The organism is Morganella morganii (assembly GCF_041099235.1).
In the GTDB taxonomy this organism is placed as follows: Bacteria; Pseudomonadota; Gammaproteobacteria; order Enterobacterales; family Enterobacteriaceae; genus Morganella; species Morganella morganii_E.
On record NZ_JBFZSO010000002.1, the window covers coordinates 19,723 to 43,640 of the forward strand.

Below are 23,918 nucleotides of genomic sequence, written 5' to 3' on the forward strand. Positions count from 1 at the left end.
ACTAATATATATATAGTACAAAAATCTAACTGTAATTCTTTTTGATACGAAAGATATTTTTTAATTTTTTAAGCGATATATTTATAATAAAAGATATTATTCGCATGATACAATTCGATAAGAGTAATTATGGATGAATTGTAAAGGCTTAAATGAAAATACTTGTGATCAGTGACTTGCACGTTGGCGATGGTGCGATTTGTGTTGACCTGTCTACTGGACCTAGCCAAAATGCAGTAAAACAAAATTTTCTTAACGAACTTCGTGAATTAGCACAGCAAGAGTCTATTTGTGCTGATTTTTTATTGGTGACAGGAGATATTACTAATCGAGCAAAACCTGAGGAATTCAAATTAGCCGCCTGTAAAATAAGGGAAATTGCATCATTTTTTGGTATTAATGAAACTAATAAAATTTTATATGTTCCTGGAAATCATGATAGTAATTGGGATGAAGAAGAAAAAATTTTAGCAGCAGAGAATCCTAATATACAATTTGCTATTCAGGAAAAATATAAATTTATTCGAGGAGAGTCGTTCCTAAGTAATATACTCGATGGAGCAAGTTATGGGTGTTTTTACAAAGAACCATATTTTGCCATTTGGGAATATGATGAAGTAAATATAATTGGAATCAATACGTCAGTATTTGATCACTATAATAAAAAGCCACACCATGGAGTTATGCGGCAGTGTGATATTATTGCTCTTGATAGAAAATTGTCAGAGTTAGATATTAGACATTCATCTAAAATAAATATAGTCATGTTACATCACCATCCAATACAACAACCAGATATATCTTTAGATATTCCAGATCATAGCATATTACAAAATTCAAATATTCTAATGAATACGTTATTTAAAAATAATATAAATTTTGTTGTCCATGGACATAAACATGTACCTAGTTTATGTAATTTTTCCAATGATTATTATCATCCTATCACTATTCTATGTTCGGGTAGTTTTTCAGCCAGACTAGATGATCGTTATTTTCAGGGTGTTCCTAATATGATACATTTAATAGAAATTGAAGATAAATGTGTATTAAATAAAACAATAAAAGGCTCTGTGAAAAGCTGGGAGCATAATACTGGTCATGGATGGAAGCGAGATTCTTCGATAAATGGTATTGGATATGTTGAGTTTTTTGGAAATACTATGTCACCTGTTGAAATTAGAAATAAATTTAAAGAGGAAATTAGTGGTTTTTTTGAAAAGCAAGAGCATGTTTGTTGGAGTGATCTTGTAAAACAGGATAAGAATATTCAGTATATACCTAGGAAATTATTAGACTTAATTTTAACAGAGTTGGAAGAAGAGTTATGTTTTAAACGCTTTGACCAACAAAAGGACGATGAGCTATTTATTTTATTAAAGGGGGCGTGTAATGCGTAACCTATATAGTTTTAATAACATATTTGAACACTCTAATGCACGTTACTTAAGTTCTGACCAATTGGCTCATGAATTTGTATGGACTCCTGTTTTTGAATCTTTACTTACCAATAAACATCACGTAATACTTGGTTCTAGAGGTTCTGGTAAAACAGCCCTCGTAAAAATGTTATCTCATGAATGTTTGGCACAGCTACCTCACGCAAAGGCTAGGGAAATAATACAATCAAGATCTTTTATTGCAACATATTTGCCACTTAAGGTTGAATGGGTAAGTTCAATATCTGATATTGACCAGGATAATAGTCTATTTATATGGAGTATCAATATATCATCATGTGCAAGGTTTATTGATACAATAAAGAGCTGCTTATCTAGTTATATTGACTGTCCAATCAATAGAGTGATTTCAGAAAATAATATAGCAAAAAAAATATCTGATTGTTGGTTGAACAAAAAATTAGATACCTTAACTCAGGTATCTAATGAATTAGAAAAAATTGAGTTTAAGAAAAATATTGTTTTTAATAAAATAAAACTAGGCGTTGATATCAGTAAGGAGGATAATTTAATTGGTTTTAATTTTAGCTCGGATTTATTTAAGCCTATAGAGATCGGGGTTAGTATTCTGAAGGGCGAGCTTAATATTTCAGATGAATCAACATTCTGTTTATGTATTGATGAAGCAGAGTTTTTAAATATAGAGCATCATAGAATACTAAATACATATATGAGGTCTTTTTCTAATTTAATATTTAAATTAACAACAATGCCTTATAGACACTATACATTAGAAACACTAACTAGCGCTTCTCTTAATATAGGCCATGATTTTGAATATATAAATATTGATAAACATGGGCTTTATAACGGTAAAGGTATAACAAAGCAATATTTTGAGGATTTTGCCGAGAATTTATTTAAAAAACGACTAGAGGTTTCTGGAATTAAAAATATAAATGTTTCCCTGCGATCTTTATTGGGTGACTCAATGTTAATTGATAATCCGGGTGAAGTATTTACAGATGAAATGTTTTTGAAAGCACTTAATGAATTTTGTGATGAAAAAACCATTTTCCGTGCATTAAAACTACAAAATGAGAACCTAAAAAAATATAATGATGAGATAGGGAGGAAATTAAAAGGAACTTTACTTCTAAAGGAGTCATATAAAAATTTCAAGGGTAATTCATCACCAAGAATTTATTCTGGATATTCTCTAATAGTAAGGTGTTCTGATGGTAATCCAAGACGATTACTTCGATTGTTTAATTATTTATTCTCTAAATACTTAGGTAAGGATGGCGAAGAGTTAGTTCCAATATCAGAAAAAGAACAGGGAGATAGGATTAGAATATTTTCATATACAGAATTAGAAAATTTAAATATAGAAATAAAGGGGAAGGAAGCATTTGAGTTATTTTCAACAATAGGGCTTTTCTTAAAAGAAAAACTACACGATGATAAAGTAAGCACAGATGTGTTTAATTCATTTAATTATGATGTTGATGATGATAGCATTTGGGAACATATTCAAAAGGCTGTTGACTTGGGGTTGATTTATCCTGAATTTAAAAGTAGTGACCAAGATAACAAAATGCCTAATAGAAAAGGTACTTTTGGTTTAGCTCTTTGTTTAGCGCCACATTTTTATTTAATGCCTAGAAAAGGGAAAGCAGTATCGTTGAATAAAATAATACAATTTAAAAGATACTCTACATATAAACGCCATTTATTGATTGATGCGGATCAAATAAATTTAGATTATGGTGATTGTGATGAATAGGTTACATGTCGAAGATATCTCTATTAGAGAGCTTACTGATACAAACTATGACTTAGCTATCTTTGCATGTGGGTATGAAGAGCGATGTATAGATGTAGCAGAGAAGTTAAATAAAAAGAATATCAGTTATGCACTAGTATTATCTTTTGATCAGCATTTAGATGATCCTGTTAGATTAAGTTGCTTAAATTATTATCAAACGGAATGGAAAAATGCGGAATTATTAACTCTTGATCAACGAGAGATAAAAAAAATATTTCAGCTATTATCAGAGATGATAAGTGAAATAAATAATAATAAAACAATAAAAATATTGATTGACTATACATCAATGTCTCGTGTTTGGTATTCTTCAATTTTAAATTATTTTATTAATTTTTATAGTGGTGAGGTAATTATAGATCTTACATATACTATGGCTGTATATCATGATTTTGGCCTAAACGTTGAACTGGGCGATTTGAAAATAATTCCTGGGTGTGAAGGGATCTCATTAACAAAAAAACAAAATGCAGCCATATTTATGCTTGGTTTTGATGAATATGGTCCTCAAAGAATTTTTAATATTATAGACCCTAACAAGACATTCGGGGTAATTGCATCACCAGCGGCTAGCTATGAGTATGAAGTAGAATGTATTAAGAGAAATGAAAATTTTATACTTCATAATCTTGGTGGCGAAGAAAATTTAATTAAACTTCCAATAAATAGCCTGTCTAATTGCTATGAGCACATGACTCAAATATTATCACCATTATGTAGAGAATATAATGTATCTATAGTTCCATTTGGCCCTAAACCTCATATAATTGCATCTGTTCTTTGTAGTTTCAATTTTCAAAATGTTACATGTATGTACTCTGAATATTTAAGGAAAAAAACAGTGAAGGTAGAATCTTCAGGGAATATAGTAATGAGCAGAGTGTATAATAATAAAAAATTTCATTTTTCACCATGATACAAATTACTTCTTATGGAATATTTATAGGTTATAATACGTAATTATGTTGTATTTTTTTCAACTCTGATAAGGAAAGAGTTAAGGGATTCTTTCCTTGAGGCGGTACTATGCTAAAGTTGCTTTTAGCAACGAGGATATACTAGTAAATGGTAAATGTCACAGCATCCAACGCAGTTATTTAGAGTAGTTATTTGGAAATACAATTATGTGGTCAATCTGTAGCTAATATTAAATTTTTTCATTAAAATCAGTTGACTAGATATTTCTGCGATTCCGGCCTTCGGCATTCTTAAGTGAAATCAAGCTACCGCAAGGTGGCTTTTTTTGTGCCTGAAATTCATTATCCGGCTGTTTTTAATGAAAATCTCCAGCATAACAGAGCCATTCACCCCAGTGACCATATGTATCCTCACACCTTAAACACCTGCTTGCGATGCCAGCCGATGTATTTTTCTGCCGGCCATAAGGATTCATCATGCGGCAGATGCAATATCTGGCCGTTTCGCTGCCAGAAGAGGTTGTCGACGACAGGGCTGCGGCTGACTCCGGCGGAGATGCGGATAGTCAGATCTTCATCTAATCCGAATGCGCCCATATCAAATGCATCGTGATGCAGAGAACACAGTGCCAGACCATTGTGTACCACACACGGGCCGCCGTATGCTTTCCAGTGAATATGCGCGGCTTCAATACCCACCAGCGCACCATCCAGGCGGAGGTCATAACCGCAGAAAGCGCATCGGGAGTGATAGGCGCGCAGTATGATGTCTCTGAAATGCGGGTCGCGGTTTTTTGTCCGGTCAACAAAATCCAGTCCCAGCTGGTTGGCAAGGATCCGCTGAACACTTTCCGGAAAACGGTTTGTCAGAATTTGCTGGGCCAGTTTATCAATTAATTCCGGATGTTCGCGTAATTGCCGGTAAGCGGCTTCATCAAAGCCGCCTGATACGTGATTGTCAATTAACTCTTTTTTTGTCGGCTGCGTGTTTCCCCGACGGGGTTTGCAACCTTCTGCATCAGTAATTTCCCAGAAACCATCACTTCTGAGCCGCCAGAAAGGCATATTAGGATAATCAGTGCGTCGCTTGGGGCCAAATTCTCTCAGCAGACGGGTCAGTGGTTCGTGGATTTCCCGGCCATAATTGAACAGACGAGGATGGCCCGCCTTATACTGAGAAAGTACATATAACAGCAGTAAGGGTTTATGTGGGGCGCATACGTCACCCTGGCGCCACACTGAAATGCTGGCGATGGCGGATAGCAACGTTTCAAGAGATATCATAAGGGAATGAACCGGGTAACTAATTTATATAATTGCGATCATGCTCGTAAAACCGGTGAATTTCAATGGAGGGTGTCACGTTAATAAGAGGAAAAGACTGATGTTTTTGTCTGGTTATACATGCACAAATATCAAACTCACCGACATGATAAGCGATATGTAAGCTGCCATAAAAATATAGGGTGTGATTAACAGGAGTGATAACAGAAACAATATAATACCTAAAAGCCGATCAGGTGAGATGGATGAAAGCCAGAGGATGAACAGGGAGGCGATAAAAATCACTGTGATATCAATGTATTTATACACAGAAAAAATAGCATCGACCAATATCATTTCTCCCTGATGATTATTGTCCCGTTGTCATCCTTAATATACTAAAAAATTGATATTTTTCAATGTGTTCAGCGCGTTTTCTGTTGCGAGGGTTATACTAATTTCAATAGAATATTGATTATATTTACCGCATTGATATCTGCTGTAAACCAGACTTCCCTGAAAACAAAAAAGACGAAGATCCCTCTTCGTCTTTTCACTTACGTCACTTCACAGATTAAAAGCTGAAACGGTATCCGCCGTTGATCTGGTACTGATCAAACCGGTTGCCGGTTGAGCTGTCAGCCTCTGCATACAGGATATGTTTTTTGCTGATATTGGCGCTGATGCCCAGTCCGTTGTTCCACCAGTTTCCTTTGAAGCTGTGTGCTTCGCGGGAGCCGTTAAGTTTATAGTCCGTGTTGCCCTGAAACTCTCTGACAAAACCGGTTTTCAGGTAAACGTTGATCTGGCTGTCACCGGTGGTGGTTTCATAGCCAATCAGTGTACCGGCGCGTCCGATGGTGGAATCATAGCTGCCGAGGTCGATTTTCAGGCCGTTGCCGGCGTGAATACCGGTTGAGTCCTGATGGCTGTAAGTCAGCTGTGCCTGCGGTTCGATATAGAAACCATTACCGGTCTGGCTCAGACTGAACTTCCGGCCTGCTTCCGCTGATAAACTGACACCCGTTGAGCTGCCGTCGCCGCTGACATTATTGTTCTGGCTGTCCGATACGCTGAATTTGTTTTTCAGGCGGGAGACCTTGGCAATACCGTCAACATAGAAACCGTTGTCCGCCATATAGGTGGTGTAAAGCCCCAGATGGTATGAGCGGACAGTGCCGTCCCCGCCGCGATAGTCCGGTGAGCCCTGCGTTAAGCCCGCAAAAGTACCGATATACAGCGGTGTGTCCGGTGAGATACGTTTATCAAAGCCCAGTTGTGTACCGCCGTAGGTCATGCCGAATCCGCTCATTTTACCGCCGGCAAAGGAGTTGAATTTACCGCCGAAGCCTCTCAGCCATGCATTATTATCTCCGCCGTTCTGACGCAGGTCACCCATGCGCTGCATCAGTGTCTGGGTCTCTGCGTAGTTAATCAGATAGCCCACGTTCAGGAAATTACCGCCTGCATCCGCTGTGGTGGTGATCGGTGGTTTTGGTTTTTCCGGTTCCGGCTCTGGTTCCGGATCAGGATCCGGGACTACCGGCGGCGGAACGTAGGCACCTGATGAGTACAGTTCCCAGTTATTACCGTTCTTACGCACGTCATACAGATAACCACCTAACTCGACTTCAGACGTTGAAGTAAAGCTGGCTGCGCCGTCTGCGGTTTCCACAACGGTCAGAATTTCATTCCCGGTAGTGGCCAGGCTGCCGCGGTTTAAGACTGTTAATGAATGATCACCAGAGCTGGTACCGGTTACCACCAGTTTGTCACCGGCGTTATTGACACCATCGCCGTCACCGACAATATCGGTACGCAATGTGAATGCGCCGTTGCCGCTGAGATTGGCGATACTCAGTGTTGAGTAACCGTTATCGGATAATCTGTGCGATAAATCGACGGTGGTATTATTCAGTACCAGATTATCCAGATTGGAATCATCTGTGACATTCCAGCGGCTGTTGTCCATGGTGACATTCAGCAGGCCGCCGTTGACGTTATCGCTGTAGGCGTTCCCGGTCCATTGTGAGCCGGAAGCCATATCCACATTGACCAGGCCGCCCCGTGACTGAATACCGCCATTGATCAGCATTTTACCCGTTGCATTAATCCGGCTGGCGGCATAACCGTCATTGTGCTGTGTGGCGATCGCTATCTGATCTGCGGTTGCCATGTTAATGGTCAGGTCGCCGGTCAGATCAATCTGGCTGTTGGTCATGGCATAGACACCACGGGTGCCTGCAGCACCTGTTACCGAGATATTATCACCGGTCATGACACCTCCGCCCAGCGCCCACAGTCCCAGACCCAGGCTGCCGTTACGGTCAATCGTAATATCGGTGTTTGCCAGGTTGATTTTAGCACCGGAAAATTGAGCAGACGCACCGTAAGAACCACCGGCAAAAATGGTATTGCGGTTATCCGCTGTGCCGATGAAGTTAATGGTGGTGCCGGAACCGTTGGTGACCAGGCCACCGGCTGATTCAGAGGAAAAATGGCTGCCTGCACCAATATTGGCCGTACCGCCGCGCACTTCCAGCGCGTTGGAGCCGTCACCGCGGGCGATAATTGTCAGCGCATCTGCTTTGATGTCACCGAAGCTCCAGATACCCTGGCCGTTGTAGCCGTTGGTCATGATTTTGCTGCCGGTACCCAGATCAACAATCGAGTTTCTCTGGACGTTCATACCGTATGCACTGGATCCCTGTGCGTCGATAGTCAGCCCGGTGGCGGTAAAATAAGCCGGACCTTCTGAGGAAGTACCGTTCAGGCCGCCGACATAAACACCATAGCTGCTGCTTCCGTTGGTTTTGATTGTGCTGCCGCTGCCCAGGTTGGCATTGCTGCCGTAACCTTCAACAGACACACCAACACCGTTGCCGCCTTTGGTTTCAACAGAGAGACGCTCAGCCTTCAGGGTGGAGGCATTATTAACCACTACGCCGCGTGCCATGCCGTTGCCGGTTCCTTCAACTTTTACACTGGTGCCGGTTCCCAGGTCGGCCTGTACTTTTTTACCGGCCAGATCAATACCGATGGCACTTTTACCGTTTACATCCACGGATAAGCCATTGGCGTTTAATACGCTGTTATCTCCCTGGATAATCACGCCCTTGGCGTACTGGGCGGTGTCTGTCACATTCACAGTCACGTTATTGCCGAGATTAATGGTTCCCGATTTGTTGTTATAAGTGTTCAGGACACCATAGCGGTTTCCGGATGTATCACCGGTATCGCCGGTGATCCGGTCACCGTCGTTAACCGTAATATTGGTGCCGCTCTGGCTGCCGATATCCGCAGCCTGCGCTGTCTGTAAACAGGCCGCAGTGCTCAGGCTGAGAAGCCCGGCTGCCGCTAACCAGCCCCGCAGTGAGAGAGCGGTATAGCCAGAACGAGGGGATCGCTGATATCCCCTGATAAACAGGTTAATATTCATAACATTCCTTTTCATAATTTTTATTTTCCAAAAGCACATAAAAATTATGTAAATAAGATATTTTTATTATCATTATTATTGATGTGAGGCAGGGAACAGGATGTATTTTCCTGATGCATAACAACAATAATTAACGGACTAATTGGCTGGTATTTACCAGTTCCCGGTGGTGTATTTGCTGAAAAAATCATGTTTCGTATCAGATATACGGGTAGAAAATTCAGCGGGTGTTATATTAAATACAGCAAGTATATTAATGAGTGTTGATACCGATATTTCACTCGTGGCATTTTCATAGCGGGAGATCTGTTGCTGGCTGATTCCCAGTTCTGCGCCAAGATCAACACCGCTCATTCTTTTTTCTTTACGTAACTTTCGGATCAGTGCGCCTACATCATGCAGTAATATCTGATTATTTTTCATAATAGATTCCACTCCCCGGGCCATAACAGGATTCAGGTGTGATGTGTTTACTTATATGACAGCGGTGCTGATTTAGCAGGGAGAAATATTAATTAACGCGAAAACAAAAACCGTAATATCCTGTAATAAATTATTACAAATCCGGATGTAATAATATTAATTTCAGTTACCAGTCTGCTGCGTATAAATAATTACCATCTGGTAATGAAATATACAAGACATGTGAAAACATAAAAAATTTTTATTAACGATCGATATTTCACTTATGATAGGTAAAAACTATCATCAATTGATTATTGATCGGTTTTGGCGATCTTTTACATGCTGGCTGAGTAAGAAAATATCCCTGTATTGCATTTGTTGTTTTCTATTTTTTGTATTTTATTTAATGGGTTATGTTGATAATTTATATTTTGTCTGAAATAAAAAGAAGGGAAAATCGTGGTTCGGGTTTTCCGGATCGCGCCAGTAAAAATGTGATACTTTTCACACAAATACTTACACTTTTCTTTCCGGATTAGGTAGATCATTTGTCTGATGTTTACCGTATGACGTGTTTTTTCTGGCGTTATTGGCTTTTTATGTGGGGACCAGCGACATTCTTCACTATGACGGGCGGAATCCGGTTTCTTATGCTTTTCAGGACCTGAAATCTGCATTTGATGCTGTATTTATTCCCCGGGAGAATTTTGTTTTCACCGGCAGGTAAATAACAATTAAATGCGGGTTTTATTGTATTTTTTGACTGGTTTGAAATGCGTGTTTTTTGAGGATAATAATGAGGTGGTGATATGATAGCAGCAAGCATTGTAATGCATATTTTTAACGGTTTTTATCTTTACTGATATTTTTATTTATTTAACGGGGGTGCAACAGATTTGTCGTGGCTACATCCCGGAAGGATATTTACGGTATATTTATTTTTCTGTCAGCCAGTGGTTACGGGTATTCTCCGTTTGTGGTAATACATTATTCTGATTTTGTTTTTCGTCAGGTGAAATATTGCGTGTATTTTCCGGTGATGGTGTCAGTGTGGCTGTAACATAAGTGACCCAGCCGACTCTGGCACTGGTTATCTGATATCCGGTACCGGCTTTTTCTGCCTGATGGGCTATTTTGGCTTCTGCGTCAGATAATGTATCCCCCCAGGCGGTAACCGTTTGTGCAAAACCGGAAGCTGAAATAAAAAGCAGAACCGGGAATGCGATTATTTTCAGTGTGTTCATTATCATTATTTCCTCTGCCTGGTGAGTTACCGTAAAGATATTAATGAGGAAACTGTACTGCGGATAAACGGTAAAAGAAAGTGCAGAAATGGCGGATGCTGTATTTTCGCATCCGCCTTATGGCAGGGAGGATTGCTGTTATTTTCCGGAGAAGGCAGCGGCAAATGCCGGGTTTAACGTCAGGCTGTCTAAATACGCTTTCATGACCGGAGAGATGGTAATTAAGTCATGCTTGGCCAGGAACATCAGGAAATAGCCGGTATACACATCAACGGCAGTCATAGTGTTGCCGCATAAATACGGTGCCGCATCAGCCAGTCCGGTTTCCAGGCAGGCCATCACGCGGTCAAAGGAGCCGAACCCTGACATTTTCTGTTCTTCTTCTGTCAGTATCTGGCCCATCTCTTTGGCGGTGAAGGCCGCTTCAACCGGACCGGCGGTGAACAGGAACCAGCGGTAATAGGTGCCGCGTTCCGGAGCATCAACCGCCGGCGCAAAGCCTTTTTCAATAAATTTGTCGGCAAGATACATGCAGATAGCGGCTGTTTCCGTAATAACACGGTCGCCGTCGGTTAATGCCGGTACTTTACCCATCGGGTTGATAGCCAGATATTCCGGGGTATGCATATCCGCACCATAATCGAGTTCCACGCGCTGATACGGCACACCCAGAATTTTCAGAAATAAATCGACGGTATTCCCGCGTGACATTGCATTGGTATAAAGTGTCAGTCCGCTCATGATGCTCTCCTGTTTAGTGTGTTGAGGCATCATCATAGGTGAGGGGAGTGTCAGAATCTGTCAGGAGGGATGCAGAGGACTTCTTTGCGCCAGCGGTCGAGCAGGTATTTTTTCGGGTACGGCAGTTTGTCGGTTAATACTTCACAGGATTGAATTCTGTCGAGCCGGAAATGCCGATAGCTCTGACGTAATTCACACCAGGCGGCCAGCACCTGCACCTCTTTCATATAACCGATGGCAATCGGCCAGATAATCCGGTTGCTGGTCTGTGTCTCTTTATCCTGATAATACAGTTTGATTTTCAGCTCTTCGCGCAGACTGCGGCGCAATTCCCCGGCAATGATATTATCGACCTGTGTCAGCTGTGAGGCGGGCACAAATAATGTACTGTCACTGAAAACAGTACGGGATTCATGTTCCACCACAGCATTAATTTTATTTGCCGCGCGGGCAGCCGAGGCTTTCAGTTCATCATCCGCATTACTCTGTACCCAGCGCAGTCCGAGAATTAAGGCTTCCAGTTCATTGACATCAAATATCATCGGCGGCAGCAGTAATCCGGATTTCATCTGATAGCCGAGACCGGCTTCACCGGTAATTTCAGCGCCCTGGCAGCGCAGGGTTTCAATATCCCGGTAAACGGAACGCACACTGATTTGTAATTGTGAGGCGAGGGAGTCCGCCGTGACCGGATAACGGTTCTCTTTCAGGATCTGTAATAAAGTGAGTAAGCGTTGGGTGCGTGTCATAAGGTATCAGCCTGGGGTGATAGTTAATCCGGAGTCCGTAATACTGCCTGAAACAGCACTGCTCATCAGCCAGGTTTTTATTAATGTCAGCAGTATCGGGTCAGGCAGTTTGGTTTTCCCGGTCAGGGCACATTCCCAGATAATTAATGTGCGTAATCCCATGCGGTGCAGCTCTGCGATATATTTTTCATCGCGGATTTTATTTTCTGATAATTTTTTCTGCCAGAATGCGGTCCGCGTGGCGGGAAGCCGGAATTTTTCACAATCGTGCATATGCCAGAAACAGCCGTGAATAAAGATAGCCGTCCGCCATTTTGCCATCCATATATCGGGTTTGCCGGGCAACTCTGCCGGATATAACCGGAAACGGAAGCTGTTATGATGCAACAGCTTTCTGACATGATGCTCCGGTTTGGTATCCCGGTTGCGGATGGCGCGCATATTCCGGGAGCGGGTTTCTTTGTCATGTACATCCATCGGATTTTCAGCCGCTGATTTCAGGAATAAACCCAGATTACTCTATTTCGGCGGGAAAATATGCGCCGTGCCGCCGGAAGATTATTTTACCGGCAGTATTGCACCGGCCCGCACTAATGCTGCTGTGAGTTGTTCAGCTATTGCTTCGACAACGGTCATACAGACGGAGTTGCCGAACTGTTTATAAATCTGCCCCAGGGAAACAGCATCAGTAATATAATTTTCCGGAAATCCCTGAAGGTTCGCACATTCCCGCGGGGTGAGTTTGCGCGGGTTTTTACCGTCCCGCGACTGGTCAATCAGGATCTCAGAACCGTCTTTATAATAGCGGGCACTCAGGGTATTGGTATATTTACTGTTTTTATTAAACAGGCAATATCCGAAGCCGTTACCTCTGGCTTTATGTTCTCTTTTGCGTTTCTGATGGCCGGCCCATAATTTATCAGAGATGGTAAAACGATCTTTTTTATAGCGCACCGCATCTTCCGCCAGCGCTTTTTTGCTCTGGAGAATATCACCGAGACAGGTGGGCTGGTGAGTCGGTTCCGGCCAGGAAAATAAGGTGTCAAAGTCCGCATCCGGAAACTGGTCGCGATCAAAGCCGATAATAAAAATACGCTCACGGTTCTGCGGAATACCGAAATCGGCGGCACGCAGCACGCGGAAATCAACCCAATAGTTCAGTTTTTGCGACAGTGCGCTGCGGGTCTCTTCACTCAGCGGAATATTATCCGGCACGGTCTGTTCATACTGTCCGCGCAGAATATCGAGGATAGTCTGTAATGTCCGGCCGCCGTCGTGGCCGCGCAGCTGTTTGACGTTCTCCAGCAGAAACGCCTTCGGCCGTTTTTCTGTCATGATGCGCTGAACTTCAAAGAACATGGTACCGCGGGTGTCGTTAAACCCCTGACGCGCACCTGCCTGTGAAAATGCCTGGCACGGAAAGCCGCCGAGAAGAATATCGTGATCCGGAATATCTTTTGCCGCGATCCGGGTGATATCGCCGTCAGGTATCTCCCCGTAATTGGCAAAATAGGTGCGTTGGGCGAATTTATCCCACTCAGAGGTGAACACACAACGACCGCCCTGTTGCTGAAAGGGCAGGCGGATCCCGCCGATGCCGGCAAAAAGATCGATAAAGGTGAATCTGCAATTATCCTCGGGTGACTGCCGGAAAGGGGCGTCCTCTGGGTGTTTTTTCAAAATCATCTCCGGTTCGGGAAACAGCCGCCGGGCAGTGTGCCGGTTTTATCCCGGCACTATATCACTGCCCGGGGCTCCGGGAAACAGGAAGGCCGGAAAAACAGGTATGTCCGCAGGGCGCGGAAACTGGTATATGTTGTCTCTCTGTATTAATTTGTTCTTAGCGTAACTATTTCAGGGGGAATGAAAATGCCTGTAACCAATCCGGATGTCCTTAAACTCCGTTTATTAGGCGATATGTATGATGACCGCTATTTCCCGGATCATCTGGTGAAGCAGGGAGAGGCGATCCTGTTGCGTCTGTGTGAGGTGCTGGAAAACAATCCGCCGGACGGACTGGCGGCGCTGTATGTGCTGACACAGCAGGCGACAGAAGAATTCAATGATCTGCAGGATGCGTTTGATGAGGCAGGCAGTGAAATTGAAACCGTTGCCAGGGATTCTATCGGCGAATCCTTTTACCTGATTGCCCGTGCATACGGCTTTGAGGATGCGGATCCGGAGGAGCTTATCGCAACGCGGGACTGGTAATTCAATAACAATAATGAGGTGATCATGAATCACAAATCCGATGGGCTGAAGATAGACGGAAAGACCTTACTGAATCATTTGCAGGAACTGGGGAATACCGGGGCAGACCCGGTGAAAGGCGGGCGGACGCGGACGGCGCTGACTGATGCGGAAAAGCAGGGGCGTGACCTGGTGGTCAACTGGATGAAAGCCCTGGATCTGGTGATCCGTATTGACCAGATCGGAAATATTTTCGGCACACTGCCGTCGGTCTCCGGAAACAGTGATACCGTGCCGCTGATGATAGGATCACATATCGATACGGTGATTAACGCCGGGGCGCTGGACGGCTGCTACGGCGTACTCAGCGGCCTGGCGGTTGTCCGTGCCTTCCGGGAAGCAGGTGTGCTGCCGTCCCGTCCGATCACGGTGGCGGCGTTCACTAACGAAGAAGGTGTGCGTTTTCATCCTGATATGATGGGCTCGCTGGTGTATGCGGGCGGTTATCCGCTGGAGGATGCTCTGAATGCGGTGGCCACTGACGGTGCAGTGCTGCGTGATGAGCTGGAACGTGCCGGTTATGCGGGAAATATGGTGCCGGGCAGCATCATACCGCATGAATATCTGGAACTGCATATTGAGCAGGGGCCGGTGCTGGAAGCGGAAGGGTTACAGATCGGGGTGGTGGAGAGTCTGCAGGGCATCTCATGGCAGGAAATCACCATCACCGGCACCGCGAACCACGCAGGAACCACACCGACACGGCTGCGTCATGATGCCGGATATGCGGCGGCGAAACTGATCACTTTTCTGCGTGAGGGTATTTCTCAGAAAAATGGTGCCACATTAACCACGGTGGGGACGATTGCTTTTGAACCGAATGCGGTTAACGTGATCCCGGGCTCGGCAACGTTCACCATTGATATGCGGGACCCGGACGAAGAACGCCTGCAATGGGCGGAAGGGCAGATTCGCGATTATCTGGCGGTGTTATCAGAGCAGGAAGGCGTTACGGTCTCAGCCCGTCAGCTGGCGCGTTTTCAGCCGGTGGTATTTGATAAAACCCTGGTCAGTTGTGTGGAGAATGCGGCAAGAGCCGCCGGAACCGCATACCGTCGTATGCCGTCCGGTGCCGGACATGATGCACAGATGATTGCGCGGATAGCCCCGGCGGCGATGATTTTTGTACCGAGTAAGAACGGTATCAGTCATAACCCGGCGGAATATACCGAAGATGCCGATCTGATCCGCGGTGCGCAGGTATTGCTGGATACGGTGATACTGAGGCTGACAGAGCCGGTGTAAGTTATCCCGGCAAAACGGCGGCATCCGGTTGGGTGCCGCCCGGTGAATTATTTTACTGCGGCTGGCTGTTTTCCCCGGCTGACCAGCAGCCAGACCGCCACACAGACAATCAGCGCGCCGAGGAAGAAATTCGGGCTGAGTGTTTCATCAAGCACAAGATAACCCCACAAAATACCGAACGGCGGGATCATAAAGGTCACTGTCAGTGAGCGCATCGGGCCGATATCCGCAATCAGGCGGAAATAGAGAATATACGCCACTGCTGTACAGAGCAGCCCCACCGCAATCACACTGCCCCAGACCATCGGCTGTGCCCAGTTAACCGCCGGGCCGGTCGTGACACTGAAGCCGAAAAACGGCAGCAGGAAAAGTGTGGCACCGAGCTGGCTGCCGAATGCGACCAGCCGGGCATCCAGACCGCCTTTTTCACTGATCCAGCGCCGCGTCAGGAATCCCGCCAGCCCGTAACAGGCAGTGGCAAGCAGACAGGCGGCCACGCCCCATAATAAATGGGCGGAAGACTGACTTTCCCCGACCGTGGTGATCACCACAATCCCGGCCAGTCCCATCATCACCCCCAGCCATTTGCGGGCGGTCAGGGTTTCGGCAAAGAAAGCAAAGCCGATCAACGCCCCCATCAGCGGCGTGGTGGCGTTGAGAATGGCGGAGTAACCGGCCGGCAGCCACTGCGCGGCCAGACAGTACATAAAAAAGGGAATCCCGGAGTTGATCACGCCCAGTAATAATGCCGGTTTTAATTTTCCGTCAAACCGGAAAGTGCGGCGCATGACAAGGAGTATTACCAGAAGTCCCGCACAGCCGAAAAAGACACGCAGAAAGGCCGTGTTAACCGCGCCGAACTGCGGGGAAGCCACCCGCATAAAAAGAAAGCTGGCACCCCAGATGGCCGCCAGCAGGGTAAGCCGCAGATAGTCCGCAGGTCGCATGGGATTCCTTATCTGAAAATCAGTGAGTTAAGAGGGAAGTATCCGGTTCCTGGTGTCAGACAGGATGGGCTTCAACTATATCACAGTGAATAGTCACTCCCTGAAAATCAAATATAAAAAGCAAGCAGAGAATATTTCTTCTTGTGATAATCATTCTCAGTCAATATTATCAGCAGCCTGATACTGAACATTTTGATCTTCACAGGAAAGATACCAATGCGCATCCGCTCTCTTTGTCTTTTGACACCCTGCCTGACCCTGTTAACCACGCCGGAAGTCCTGGCGGCAACCTCTGCCGATTCCGGCGAACCGATTGTGGTTTCTGCTTCGCGCAGCTACCGGACAGTTTCTGAAATGGCCCAGACCACCTGGGTCATTGATAACGCGGATATCGCGCAGCAGGCGGAAGGCGGCAAAGAGCTGAAAGATATTCTGGCGCAGCTGATCCCGGGGATGAGTGTCAGCGGCCAGGGCCGGACAAACTACGGCATGAATATGCGCGGGCGCTCAATGATTGTGATGGTGGATGGTGTGCGCCTGAATTCATCACGCAGTGACAGCCGTCAGCTGGATTCGATTGATCCGTTCAATATCAATCATATTGAAGTGATTTCCGGTGCGACCTCCCTGTACGGCGGCGGCAGCAGCGGTGGTCTGATTAATATCGTGACCAAAAAAGGTCAGGAAGAAAAACAGGTTGAGATTCAGATCGGCGGCAAAAGCGGGTTCCGCAACGGTTCGGACCATGATGAAAACGTGGCAGCTGCGGTCAGCGGCGGTAATGATCAGGCTTACGGGCGTTTATCCGTGGCTTATCAGCGTTACGGCGGCTGGTATGACGGCAAAGGTCGCGAAATCCTGATCGATAACACCCAGACCGGGCTTCAGTATTCTGACCGCCTGGATGTGATGGGCTCCGGAACTCTGACGATTGATGACCATCAGTCGCTGGAACTGATGGCGCAGTATTACAACAGTGAATCTGACGGCAAACACGGGATCGATCTGGGTAAAGATTTTGCGGCGGTGCTGGGAAAAGGCACTGCGCATAACAGCGACAAACTGGATTCTGACCGGATCCCGGGTACCAAACGCCATATGGTGAATCTGCAATACAGCAACAGTGATCTGCTGGGACAGGATCTGGTGGCGCAGGCGTATTACCGTGATGAAACCCAGACCTTCTATCCGTTCCCGGCGCTGGGCGGTAAAAAGCCGGATTATGTCGTCAGCAGCATCAGCGCATCAGAGCAGAAAACTGATTTCTACGGCGGTAAAGTTACCTTTAACAGCAAACCGCTGGATAACCTGACACTGACGTACGGCGCGGATGCCGAGCATGAAAAATTCAGTGCCAACCAGAAGTTCTTTAATCTGCAGAAAGCGAAGGAAAGCAACGGACTGACCCTGGATTCCGCCTACAATACCGGGCGTTATCCGGGCTACACCACCACCACAATGGCGGCGTTTCTGCAAAGCAGTTATGACATCAACCCGCTGGTAACCCTGAGCGGCGGTGTGCGTTATCAGTACACGAAAAATAAAGTGGATGATTTTGTCGGTTATCAGCAGCAACAACTGATTGCGGAAGGCAAAGCCACCTCGGCGGATGCGGTACCGGGCGGGGAAACGGATTACAACAACCTGTTATTTAATGCCGGGGTGCTGCTCAACCTGACCGACACACAACAGACCTGGTTTAATTTCTCCCAGGGCTTTGAAATCCCGGATATTGCCAAATTCTACGGTACCGGCACTTACGGTTCGCCGGTCAGTGGTCATTATCCGCTGCTCAACAGTGTGAACATCAATGATACGCGGGTAAAAGGCATCAAGGTCAACTCCTTCGAGCTGGGCTGGCGTTACACCGGGGACAGCCTGCAAACCCAGCTGGCGGCGTACTATTCACTGTCTGACAGCAGCTACGACATCAACAAGAAAGATATGACTATCTTCCTGAAAGATGACAAACGCCGGATCTACGGTGTGGAAGGGGCGGCGGATTACGCGATCGCAGATACCGACTGGCGTGTCGGTACCAATTTCAACCTGATTAAATCCGAGACCAAAGCGGGCGATCAGTGGGAAAAATGGAGCGTCAGGTTTGCCAGCCCGTCCAAAGTCACCGCATATGTGGCCTGGGAGCCGTCAGACTGGACACTGCGTCTGCAAAGCCAGCAATCCTTCAGCCTGACCGATGCGGACGGGGAGAAACTGGACGGATATAACACCGTCGATTTCCTCGGCAGCTATCAGTTACCGGTGGGTAAAGTCAGTTTTGCGGTCGAAAACCTGCTGGATAAAGATTACACCACCGTGTGGGGACAGCGCGCACCTATCCTGTACAGCCCGGCGTACGGCGCACCGGACTTATACAGCTATAAAGGGCGCGGCCGCACATTCGCACTGAATTATCTGGTGACATTCTGAGGCCCGTTTTATGCGTATATTTATATTGATGATGACGCTGCTGCTGAGCACGGGAGTCCGTGCTCAGACGCAAATTATCACCGATTTACAGGGACGGTCAGTGGCGGTGAATACACCGGTCAAACGGCTGTTTCTTGCGGATGCCCGTGACATTCTGGCGGTGGATATTGCGGCGGGGAAAGCCCATTTTTCCTCTCTCAGCGGATGGAGTGATACCCTGGCGCATTATGCGCCGGATCTGGAAGCGGCATATCTGAAGGCCGCGCCGGAGCTGGCGCGGTTACCGGTTCTGCCGAAAAGCAAAGACGGTACTTTTACAACAGAAAACCTGCTGGCGTTGTCACCGGATGCGGTACTGATGCACAAATCATCCTACGGGCTGATGAAAAGCTCGAATCTGTTGCCGCAACTGGAAGCGGCGGGCATCCCGGTGATTTTTATCGATTTCCGTAGTGACATGACAGAAAACACCCCGAAAAGTATTCAGCTTATCGGCACACTGTTTGAAACCGAAGGGCGGGCGGCGGAGTTCTCGGAATACTACCGGCTTAAACTGGCCGCACTGCGTCAGCGTCTGCCGGAACAAAAACCGTCCGTGCTGATTGAAAGCAACGCCGGGTTATTCGGCAATGACTGCTGCCGTCTGTACGGACGTACCGGATTCGGTGAACTGGCGGAGATTGCGGGTGGTGATAACCTGGTGCGTGACACGATGCCGGCAAACGGCGCGGAAAGCAGTATTGAAAATATCCTGCATCTCAACCCGCAGTTCTATGTGCTGACCGGCGCGGACTGGAAACAGTATAACCGCCGTTCACAGGCGGTCACGCTCGGCTACGGCGCACCGGAAGAACCGGCGCATAAAGAGATGAATGCGCTGATGAACCGCCGGGGATTAGCCTCACTGGAGGCGGTGAAATCACAGCGCGTGATGGCGGTTTACCATAATTTCTACAACAGCCCGCTGAATATATTTGCCGCCGAAGCACTGGCCGCGTTTTTCCATCCGCAGGCATTCAGTGACCTGAATCCGCAGGCGGAAATGGTGTCATTTCATCAGCGGTTTACGGCGATCAGCGGCACCGGAACGTTCTGGGTGACGATGCAGTAATTATCCGTTTGTGATAACCGGAAAGCGGCGTAACAAAGCCGCTTTTTAGTCCGGTACAGTGATAATCATTCAGTTCCTTTTATTTTTCCGTTGTCATCGAATAATGTATCCCATTGCTGGATATCATCATTATTAAACAGGATACAGTTTTGCGTGGCAGCCTTAAGCTGTTTCATTTTATCTTTATCCAGTTCGAAGTGTTGCTTATATAAGTCTGTTTTGTAGGTTTCAATTTGAAGCTTATGCGTATATTCAGGACAAATAAGTTTTTTTCCTGACATTGAAAACAAACTGACACCTTTAATATATAATTTTTTGCCAAATGTTCCCTGCGTGACAGGATTCCAGTCATCTTTATTAAACATATCTGAAGTATATTTTTTGTTATTGATATAGTAATAATGTGTTTGAGAGTCTGAAAAACCAAGGGTGTTCAGAGATAAGTGTATAATGCTGACAGATAATCCGGGAATCAGCATGCAAACCAAAAAGAAAACAACCAAAGGTATGGAAGTAATCATTAATGATACTTCATTTTTTTCTGGTTTAATTAATTTGTTATCGAATTGACGATAATAAATTGATGCCGGTATAAAACAAAAGAAAGTAAATGTTAATAAAATTACTGAAAGAAAAAATGATGATATAGCGTTATCAGCAGAGACTTTGCTTAAAATCAATGACATGGGGAATGAGATTGATAATGATGATATTGACATGAAAAAAGTTACAGTCATTGTTATTCCAATAAAATACAATGTGTTTTTAGTCAATGACTTTCTTTTTATGTAGGTGTAGTTTATGCCTATATTTATTATGGCATAAAGTAACGATGCTGAAGTTACGGTTATCCATGTTATGTCGAAAGAAACATCTTTTTTGTAACTAACATTATAGGCTGATATGGATAATAATATAGCAATAAAAGCACAGGATATAAATGTACTGACGACAGGTGTTTTCTTTATGTATTTAAAGTTGTCTTTTTGGTTGAGGGTTAAATGAAGGAGGATCAGAACTAAGCTTGGCAGAATAAATGTAATACTAAATGCTGTTCCGATAAAGAACAGGGAGGCTAAAATTGAGATAAAACTGGAATAAGAAGACAGGATTTCAGGGAATATGTTTATTCTTCCGATATGGCTAAGATAGAACCAAATGGTCAATCCGGAAAATAATATTAAAAATGGAGTATATTTAACCACCAGATAGAGCGCTTGTTTAAACAGTGCAGTGAATGTATCAGACATAAGAATTCCTTATCAAAGATATTCCGGTAAGTTACAAAAAGGATAACCTGTGGTCAATATTTGTATGATGTGACTATATACACGCTATGTGAATGAAACGGAGACGGAGAATACGGTTATCACCCGCGGAAGGTGCACCGACGACAGCGTTGTGGTCCGGTATAGCACTCCTCTCCGGGCTTCTTTTTTTATCACCGGTTAAAAATAAATCAATTTTGCCCCTCAATTTGATCCACTCCGCAAAGTGACGACTCAATACCCTCAAAAATGTGATGAACATCTTATTTTAACCAGTGAAAATATGACTCAGGCCACATAATCAGCCCGTGAAATAAAAACAGAGAAATTTTCAGTAAAAAGTAATCCCATGAATTAACTGGATTATTTTTTGCTTTACACGATAAAGTGTTATTTCAGGCAAACGAGATCAGCTTCACATTCTTAAAACCGGAATGTGATCTTCGTCGCTATTTATTTAGGCGTAAATAAGCCATCTTTAAAATAAGAAAAAATCACATCAGGAGTTCGGTTTTGGATATTCATTTTGAGAGCGGGCTGTTATCCCTGAATCAGGATTTTGCATCTCCGGAAGAGGGCATCCGCTATGCCGGTGAGTTACTGCAAAAATCAGGTGCCTGTACCCCTGATTATATTGAGGAAATGATCAGCGTATATCATGAGTTCGGCCCGGTGATTGTGCTGGATACCGGGGTGGCGATGCCTCATGCGAGACCGGAAAAAGGGGCATTAAAAACCGCGTTTTCCGTGGTGGTGACCGGCACACCGCTGGTGTTTCATCATGAGGAGTTTGATCCGGTCAATGTCATTATTGCTATCAGCGCGACAGATTCAGATACCCATATTCATCTGATTCAGACCGTGGCTGATCTGATTGAAAATAATATTACTGAGTTTGTAAAAGAGAATAACAAAGAACAGATTTTACAGTTTATCCGGACGTCGATAGAGAGGACAGCATGATTAAAATAAGAACAGTGTGCGGCAATGGTATCGGCAGCTCATTAATGGCCGCCAATAACGTGAAGAAAATTTGTGAGGAGATGGGCATAAAAGCCGATGTGGCTTCAGTGGATTTTGCCAATGCTGTGGGTGAGAAAGCGGATCTGTATGTCACGATTAAAGAGCTGGCATCACAATTTCCGCCGCAGTGTGAAGTTGCCGTGATCCGCAGTTATGTGCATAAAGCCAAAATTGCGGAAGATATTAAAGACGCTTTACTGAAACTGAGTCAGTCCTGATAGTTCATTCTTTTTACAGGAATTAAATTATGGCTTATATTCTCTCATTCCTGACTGAGATATTCAGTCAGCCTGCCTTTCTTATGGGAATTATCTCCCTGGTGGGGTTACTGGCATTACGGTCACCGGTCAATAAATTATTAACCGGGACATTAAAACCGATCCTCGGTTATTTAATGCTGAGTGCAGGTGCCGGCGTTATTGTGGCAAACCTGAATCCGCTCGGTGGTATTATTGAAGCCGGTTTTAATATCCGGGGTGTTATTCCGAATAACGAAGCGATTGTTTCTGTTGCCCAGAAATTACTGGGTGTGGAAACTATGAGTATTTTATTACTCGGCTTTATTTTCAACCTGGCGATTGCCCGTTTCACCAAATATAAATATATCTTTTTAACTGGTCACCACTCTTTCTTTTTAGCCTGCTTATTCTCAGCGGTATTACAGGCCGCGAATTTCAAAGGCTGGGAAATGGTGGTTATCGGCGGTTTCCTGCTGGGGGCCTGGTCGGCTATTTCACCGGCAATCGGGCAGCGTTATACCAAGCGCGTAACGGAAGACGGTGGTATTGCCATGGGGCACTTTGGTTCCCTCGGCTATTACCTGTCTGCCTGGATTGCGGCAAAAGTCGGTAAAGCGGAAAACTCATTTGCGGATACTGAAATTTCTGAAAAATGGGGCTTCCTGCGCGATACCACCGTAACGACCGGTATTGTGATGGTCGTGATTTATCTGGTATGCAGCATCGTTGCCGGTTCCGCCTATATCAGCACCATTACTGAGCAGAATATGGTGATTTTCTCCATCCTGACCGGTCTGCAGTTCGCGGTGGGTGTGGCGATTGTTTACAGCGGTGTGCGCTTAATCCTGGGTGACCTGGTGCCTGCGTTCCAGGGTATCAGCCAGAAACTGATCCCGAATTCAATTCCGGCTGTTGACTGTGCGGTCTTCTTTACCTTCAGCCCGACAGCGGTGGTGATCGGTTTTATCAGCTCCTTTATCGGCGGCCTTGCCGGCATGCTGATGCTCGGTGGGCTGGGTATGGCGCTGATTATCCCGGGCATGGTGCCGCACTTCTTCTGCGGCGGTACATCCGGTGTATTTGCGGACAAACTGGGCGGCAAAAAAGGCTGTATTATCGCCTCCTTTATCGGTGGTATTTTCCTCGCCTTCTTACCGGCCATGCTGTTACCGGCGCTGGGCAACCTGGGCTTTGAAAACAGTACCTTTGCAGATTTTGACTTCGCGGTGTGGGGCATTGTTATCGGTGAAGCCTTTACCCACTTCGGTCAGATTGCGATTTACCTGATTTGTTTTGTTCTGGTTCTGGCATTACTGGCGCCGTTTGCCTTTAAATCCGTCAAAGTGGTGGGTGATACCCTGAGCTATGACGAGTTAATGGAAAAAGACCGCGCACATAAGTAAACATGATACTGACGAA

General features: G+C 45.2%; 20 protein-coding genes. 10 read left to right on the plus strand and 10 right to left on the minus strand.

The features are described from left to right. Positions 1-152: 152 nt before the first annotated feature. From AB7038_RS03525 to AB7038_RS03535, 3 genes are read left to right on the plus strand one after another with little or no spacing between them, the layout of a single operon-like run. Positions 153-1,400 (plus strand): metallophosphoesterase family protein, encoded by a 1,248-nt coding sequence (locus tag AB7038_RS03525; protein WP_369452765.1) that lies wholly within the window; start codon positions 153-155, stop codon positions 1,398-1,400. Next, positions 1,393-3,186 (plus strand): ORC-CDC6 family AAA ATPase, encoded by a 1,794-nt coding sequence (locus AB7038_RS03530; RefSeq protein WP_369452766.1) that lies wholly within the window; start codon positions 1,393-1,395, stop codon positions 3,184-3,186. Before AB7038_RS03525 ends, AB7038_RS03530 begins: the two co-directional genes overlap by 8 nt. Next, the gene (locus AB7038_RS03535) at positions 3,179-4,144 is read left to right on the plus strand and encodes a hypothetical protein (RefSeq protein ID WP_369452767.1); all 966 of its coding nucleotides are present in this window, start codon (positions 3,179-3,181) and stop codon (positions 4,142-4,144) included. The genes AB7038_RS03530 and AB7038_RS03535 overlap by 8 nt, the downstream gene beginning before the upstream one ends. A gap of 412 nt (positions 4,145-4,556) precedes the next feature. Here AB7038_RS03535 and AB7038_RS03540 read toward each other — a convergent pair whose 3' ends face one another. The 8 genes from AB7038_RS03540 to AB7038_RS03575 form a co-directional block, all read right to left on the minus strand. Continuing rightward, positions 4,557-5,429 carry a phosphorothioated DNA-binding restriction endonuclease gene (locus AB7038_RS03540; RefSeq protein ID WP_369452768.1) on the minus strand — a complete coding sequence of 291 codons (873 nt, stop codon included), beginning with the start codon at positions 5,427-5,429 and terminating at the stop codon, positions 4,557-4,559. Between the two features lie 553 nt (positions 5,430-5,982). Next, the gene (locus AB7038_RS03545; protein WP_369452769.1) at positions 5,983-8,847 is read right to left on the minus strand and encodes an autotransporter outer membrane beta-barrel domain-containing protein; all 2,865 of its coding nucleotides are present in this window, start codon (positions 8,845-8,847) and stop codon (positions 5,983-5,985) included. 153 nt (positions 8,848-9,000) lie between these two features. Beyond that, a complete protein-coding gene (locus AB7038_RS03550) occupies positions 9,001-9,270 on the minus strand; it encodes a helix-turn-helix domain-containing protein (RefSeq protein ID WP_369452770.1) in 270 nt (89 codons plus the stop codon). Positions 9,271-10,187: 917 nt separating this feature from the next. Next, positions 10,188-10,496 carry a DUF1471 domain-containing protein gene (locus AB7038_RS03555; RefSeq protein WP_368889696.1) on the minus strand — a complete coding sequence of 103 codons (309 nt, stop codon included), beginning with the start codon at positions 10,494-10,496 and terminating at the stop codon, positions 10,188-10,190. A gap of 138 nt (positions 10,497-10,634) precedes the next feature. Beyond that, on the minus strand, positions 10,635-11,237 hold the full coding sequence (locus AB7038_RS03560) for a glutathione S-transferase family protein (RefSeq protein ID WP_368889697.1): 603 nt from the start codon (positions 11,235-11,237) through the stop codon (positions 10,635-10,637). 50 nt (positions 11,238-11,287) lie between these two features. Further along, positions 11,288-11,986: a helix-turn-helix transcriptional regulator gene (locus tag AB7038_RS03565; RefSeq protein ID WP_369452771.1), complete on the minus strand. Its 699-nt coding sequence runs from the start codon at positions 11,984-11,986 to the stop codon at positions 11,288-11,290. A 6-nt stretch (positions 11,987-11,992) separates the two neighbouring features. Continuing rightward, positions 11,993-12,463 carry a very short patch repair endonuclease gene (locus AB7038_RS03570; RefSeq protein ID WP_369452772.1) on the minus strand — a complete coding sequence of 157 codons (471 nt, stop codon included), beginning with the start codon at positions 12,461-12,463 and terminating at the stop codon, positions 11,993-11,995. 81 nt (positions 12,464-12,544) lie between these two features. Further along, positions 12,545-13,666, minus strand: a complete 1,122-nt coding sequence (locus tag AB7038_RS03575; RefSeq protein ID WP_368889700.1) for a DNA cytosine methyltransferase — start codon at positions 13,664-13,666, stop codon at positions 12,545-12,547. 189 nt (positions 13,667-13,855) lie between these two features. Here AB7038_RS03575 and AB7038_RS03580 point away from each other — a divergent pair, with 189 nt between their 5' ends. Continuing rightward, the gene (locus AB7038_RS03580) at positions 13,856-14,197 is read left to right on the plus strand and encodes a DUF5713 family protein (protein ID WP_368889701.1); all 342 of its coding nucleotides are present in this window, start codon (positions 13,856-13,858) and stop codon (positions 14,195-14,197) included. Positions 14,198-14,221: 24 nt separating this feature from the next. Further along, positions 14,222-15,481 (plus strand): Zn-dependent hydrolase, encoded by a 1,260-nt coding sequence (locus tag AB7038_RS03585; protein WP_369452773.1) that lies wholly within the window; start codon positions 14,222-14,224, stop codon positions 15,479-15,481. Between the two features lie 47 nt (positions 15,482-15,528). Here the strand turns inward: AB7038_RS03585 and AB7038_RS03590 are convergent, their stop codons facing one another. Beyond that, positions 15,529-16,428, minus strand: coding sequence for a DMT family transporter (locus AB7038_RS03590; protein ID WP_049243254.1), 900 nt, complete (start codon positions 16,426-16,428; stop codon positions 15,529-15,531). Positions 16,429-16,644: 216 nt separating this feature from the next. Here AB7038_RS03590 and AB7038_RS03595 point away from each other — a divergent pair, with 216 nt between their 5' ends. Both AB7038_RS03595 and AB7038_RS03600 read left to right on the plus strand, forming a co-directional pair. Then, entirely contained in the window at positions 16,645-18,858 is a 2,214-nt protein-coding gene (locus AB7038_RS03595; protein WP_369452774.1) for a TonB-dependent siderophore receptor, read from the plus strand. A 10-nt stretch (positions 18,859-18,868) separates the two neighbouring features. Beyond that, positions 18,869-19,969: an ABC transporter substrate-binding protein gene (locus AB7038_RS03600; RefSeq protein ID WP_369452775.1), complete on the plus strand. Its 1,101-nt coding sequence runs from the start codon at positions 18,869-18,871 to the stop codon at positions 19,967-19,969. Positions 19,970-20,034: 65 nt separating this feature from the next. Here AB7038_RS03600 and AB7038_RS03605 read toward each other — a convergent pair whose 3' ends face one another. Beyond that, entirely contained in the window at positions 20,035-21,219 is a 1,185-nt protein-coding gene (locus AB7038_RS03605) for a hypothetical protein (RefSeq protein ID WP_369452776.1), read from the minus strand. A 531-nt stretch (positions 21,220-21,750) separates the two neighbouring features. Between AB7038_RS03605 and AB7038_RS03610 the strand changes: the two genes are divergently transcribed. The 3 genes from AB7038_RS03610 to AB7038_RS03620 are packed head-to-tail and all read left to right on the plus strand — an operon-like array spanning position 21,751 to position 23,902. Beyond that, the gene (locus tag AB7038_RS03610) at positions 21,751-22,200 is read left to right on the plus strand and encodes a PTS sugar transporter subunit IIA (protein WP_354639687.1); all 450 of its coding nucleotides are present in this window, start codon (positions 21,751-21,753) and stop codon (positions 22,198-22,200) included. Continuing rightward, positions 22,197-22,478, plus strand: coding sequence for a PTS sugar transporter subunit IIB (locus tag AB7038_RS03615; protein ID WP_004234686.1), 282 nt, complete (start codon positions 22,197-22,199; stop codon positions 22,476-22,478). Before AB7038_RS03610 ends, AB7038_RS03615 begins: the two co-directional genes overlap by 4 nt. 29 nt (positions 22,479-22,507) lie before the next feature. Next, positions 22,508-23,902, plus strand: coding sequence for a PTS ascorbate transporter subunit IIC (locus AB7038_RS03620; protein WP_368889706.1), 1,395 nt, complete (start codon positions 22,508-22,510; stop codon positions 23,900-23,902). Positions 23,903-23,918 lie beyond the last annotated feature (16 nt).

Coding starts and splice junctions, on each gene's coding strand:
- AB7038_RS03525 (WP_369452765.1), top strand. CDS start 153: ATGAAAATACTTGTGATCAGTGACTTGCACGTTGGCGATGGTGCGATT.
- AB7038_RS03530 (WP_369452766.1), top strand. CDS start 1,393: ATGCGTAACCTATATAGTTTTAATAACATATTTGAACACTCTAATGCA.
- AB7038_RS03535 (WP_369452767.1), top strand. CDS start 3,179: ATGAATAGGTTACATGTCGAAGATATCTCTATTAGAGAGCTTACTGAT.
- AB7038_RS03540 (WP_369452768.1), bottom strand. CDS start 5,429: ATGATATCTCTTGAAACGTTGCTATCCGCCATCGCCAGCATTTCAGTG.
- AB7038_RS03545 (WP_369452769.1), bottom strand. CDS start 8,847: ATGAATATTAACCTGTTTATCAGGGGATATCAGCGATCCCCTCGTTCT.
- AB7038_RS03550 (WP_369452770.1), bottom strand. CDS start 9,270: ATGAAAAATAATCAGATATTACTGCATGATGTAGGCGCACTGATCCGA.
- AB7038_RS03555 (WP_368889696.1), bottom strand. CDS start 10,496: ATGAACACACTGAAAATAATCGCATTCCCGGTTCTGCTTTTTATTTCA.
- AB7038_RS03560 (WP_368889697.1), bottom strand. CDS start 11,237: ATGAGCGGACTGACACTTTATACCAATGCAATGTCACGCGGGAATACC.
- AB7038_RS03565 (WP_369452771.1), bottom strand. CDS start 11,986: ATGACACGCACCCAACGCTTACTCACTTTATTACAGATCCTGAAAGAG.
- AB7038_RS03570 (WP_369452772.1), bottom strand. CDS start 12,463: ATGGATGTACATGACAAAGAAACCCGCTCCCGGAATATGCGCGCCATC.
- AB7038_RS03580 (WP_368889701.1), top strand. CDS start 13,856: ATGCCTGTAACCAATCCGGATGTCCTTAAACTCCGTTTATTAGGCGAT.
- AB7038_RS03585 (WP_369452773.1), top strand. CDS start 14,222: ATGAATCACAAATCCGATGGGCTGAAGATAGACGGAAAGACCTTACTG.
- AB7038_RS03590 (WP_049243254.1), bottom strand. CDS start 16,428: ATGCGACCTGCGGACTATCTGCGGCTTACCCTGCTGGCGGCCATCTGG.
- AB7038_RS03595 (WP_369452774.1), top strand. CDS start 16,645: ATGCGCATCCGCTCTCTTTGTCTTTTGACACCCTGCCTGACCCTGTTA.
- AB7038_RS03600 (WP_369452775.1), top strand. CDS start 18,869: ATGCGTATATTTATATTGATGATGACGCTGCTGCTGAGCACGGGAGTC.
- AB7038_RS03605 (WP_369452776.1), bottom strand. CDS start 21,219: ATGTCTGATACATTCACTGCACTGTTTAAACAAGCGCTCTATCTGGTG.
- AB7038_RS03615 (WP_004234686.1), top strand. CDS start 22,197: ATGATTAAAATAAGAACAGTGTGCGGCAATGGTATCGGCAGCTCATTA.
- AB7038_RS03620 (WP_368889706.1), top strand. CDS start 22,508: ATGGCTTATATTCTCTCATTCCTGACTGAGATATTCAGTCAGCCTGCC.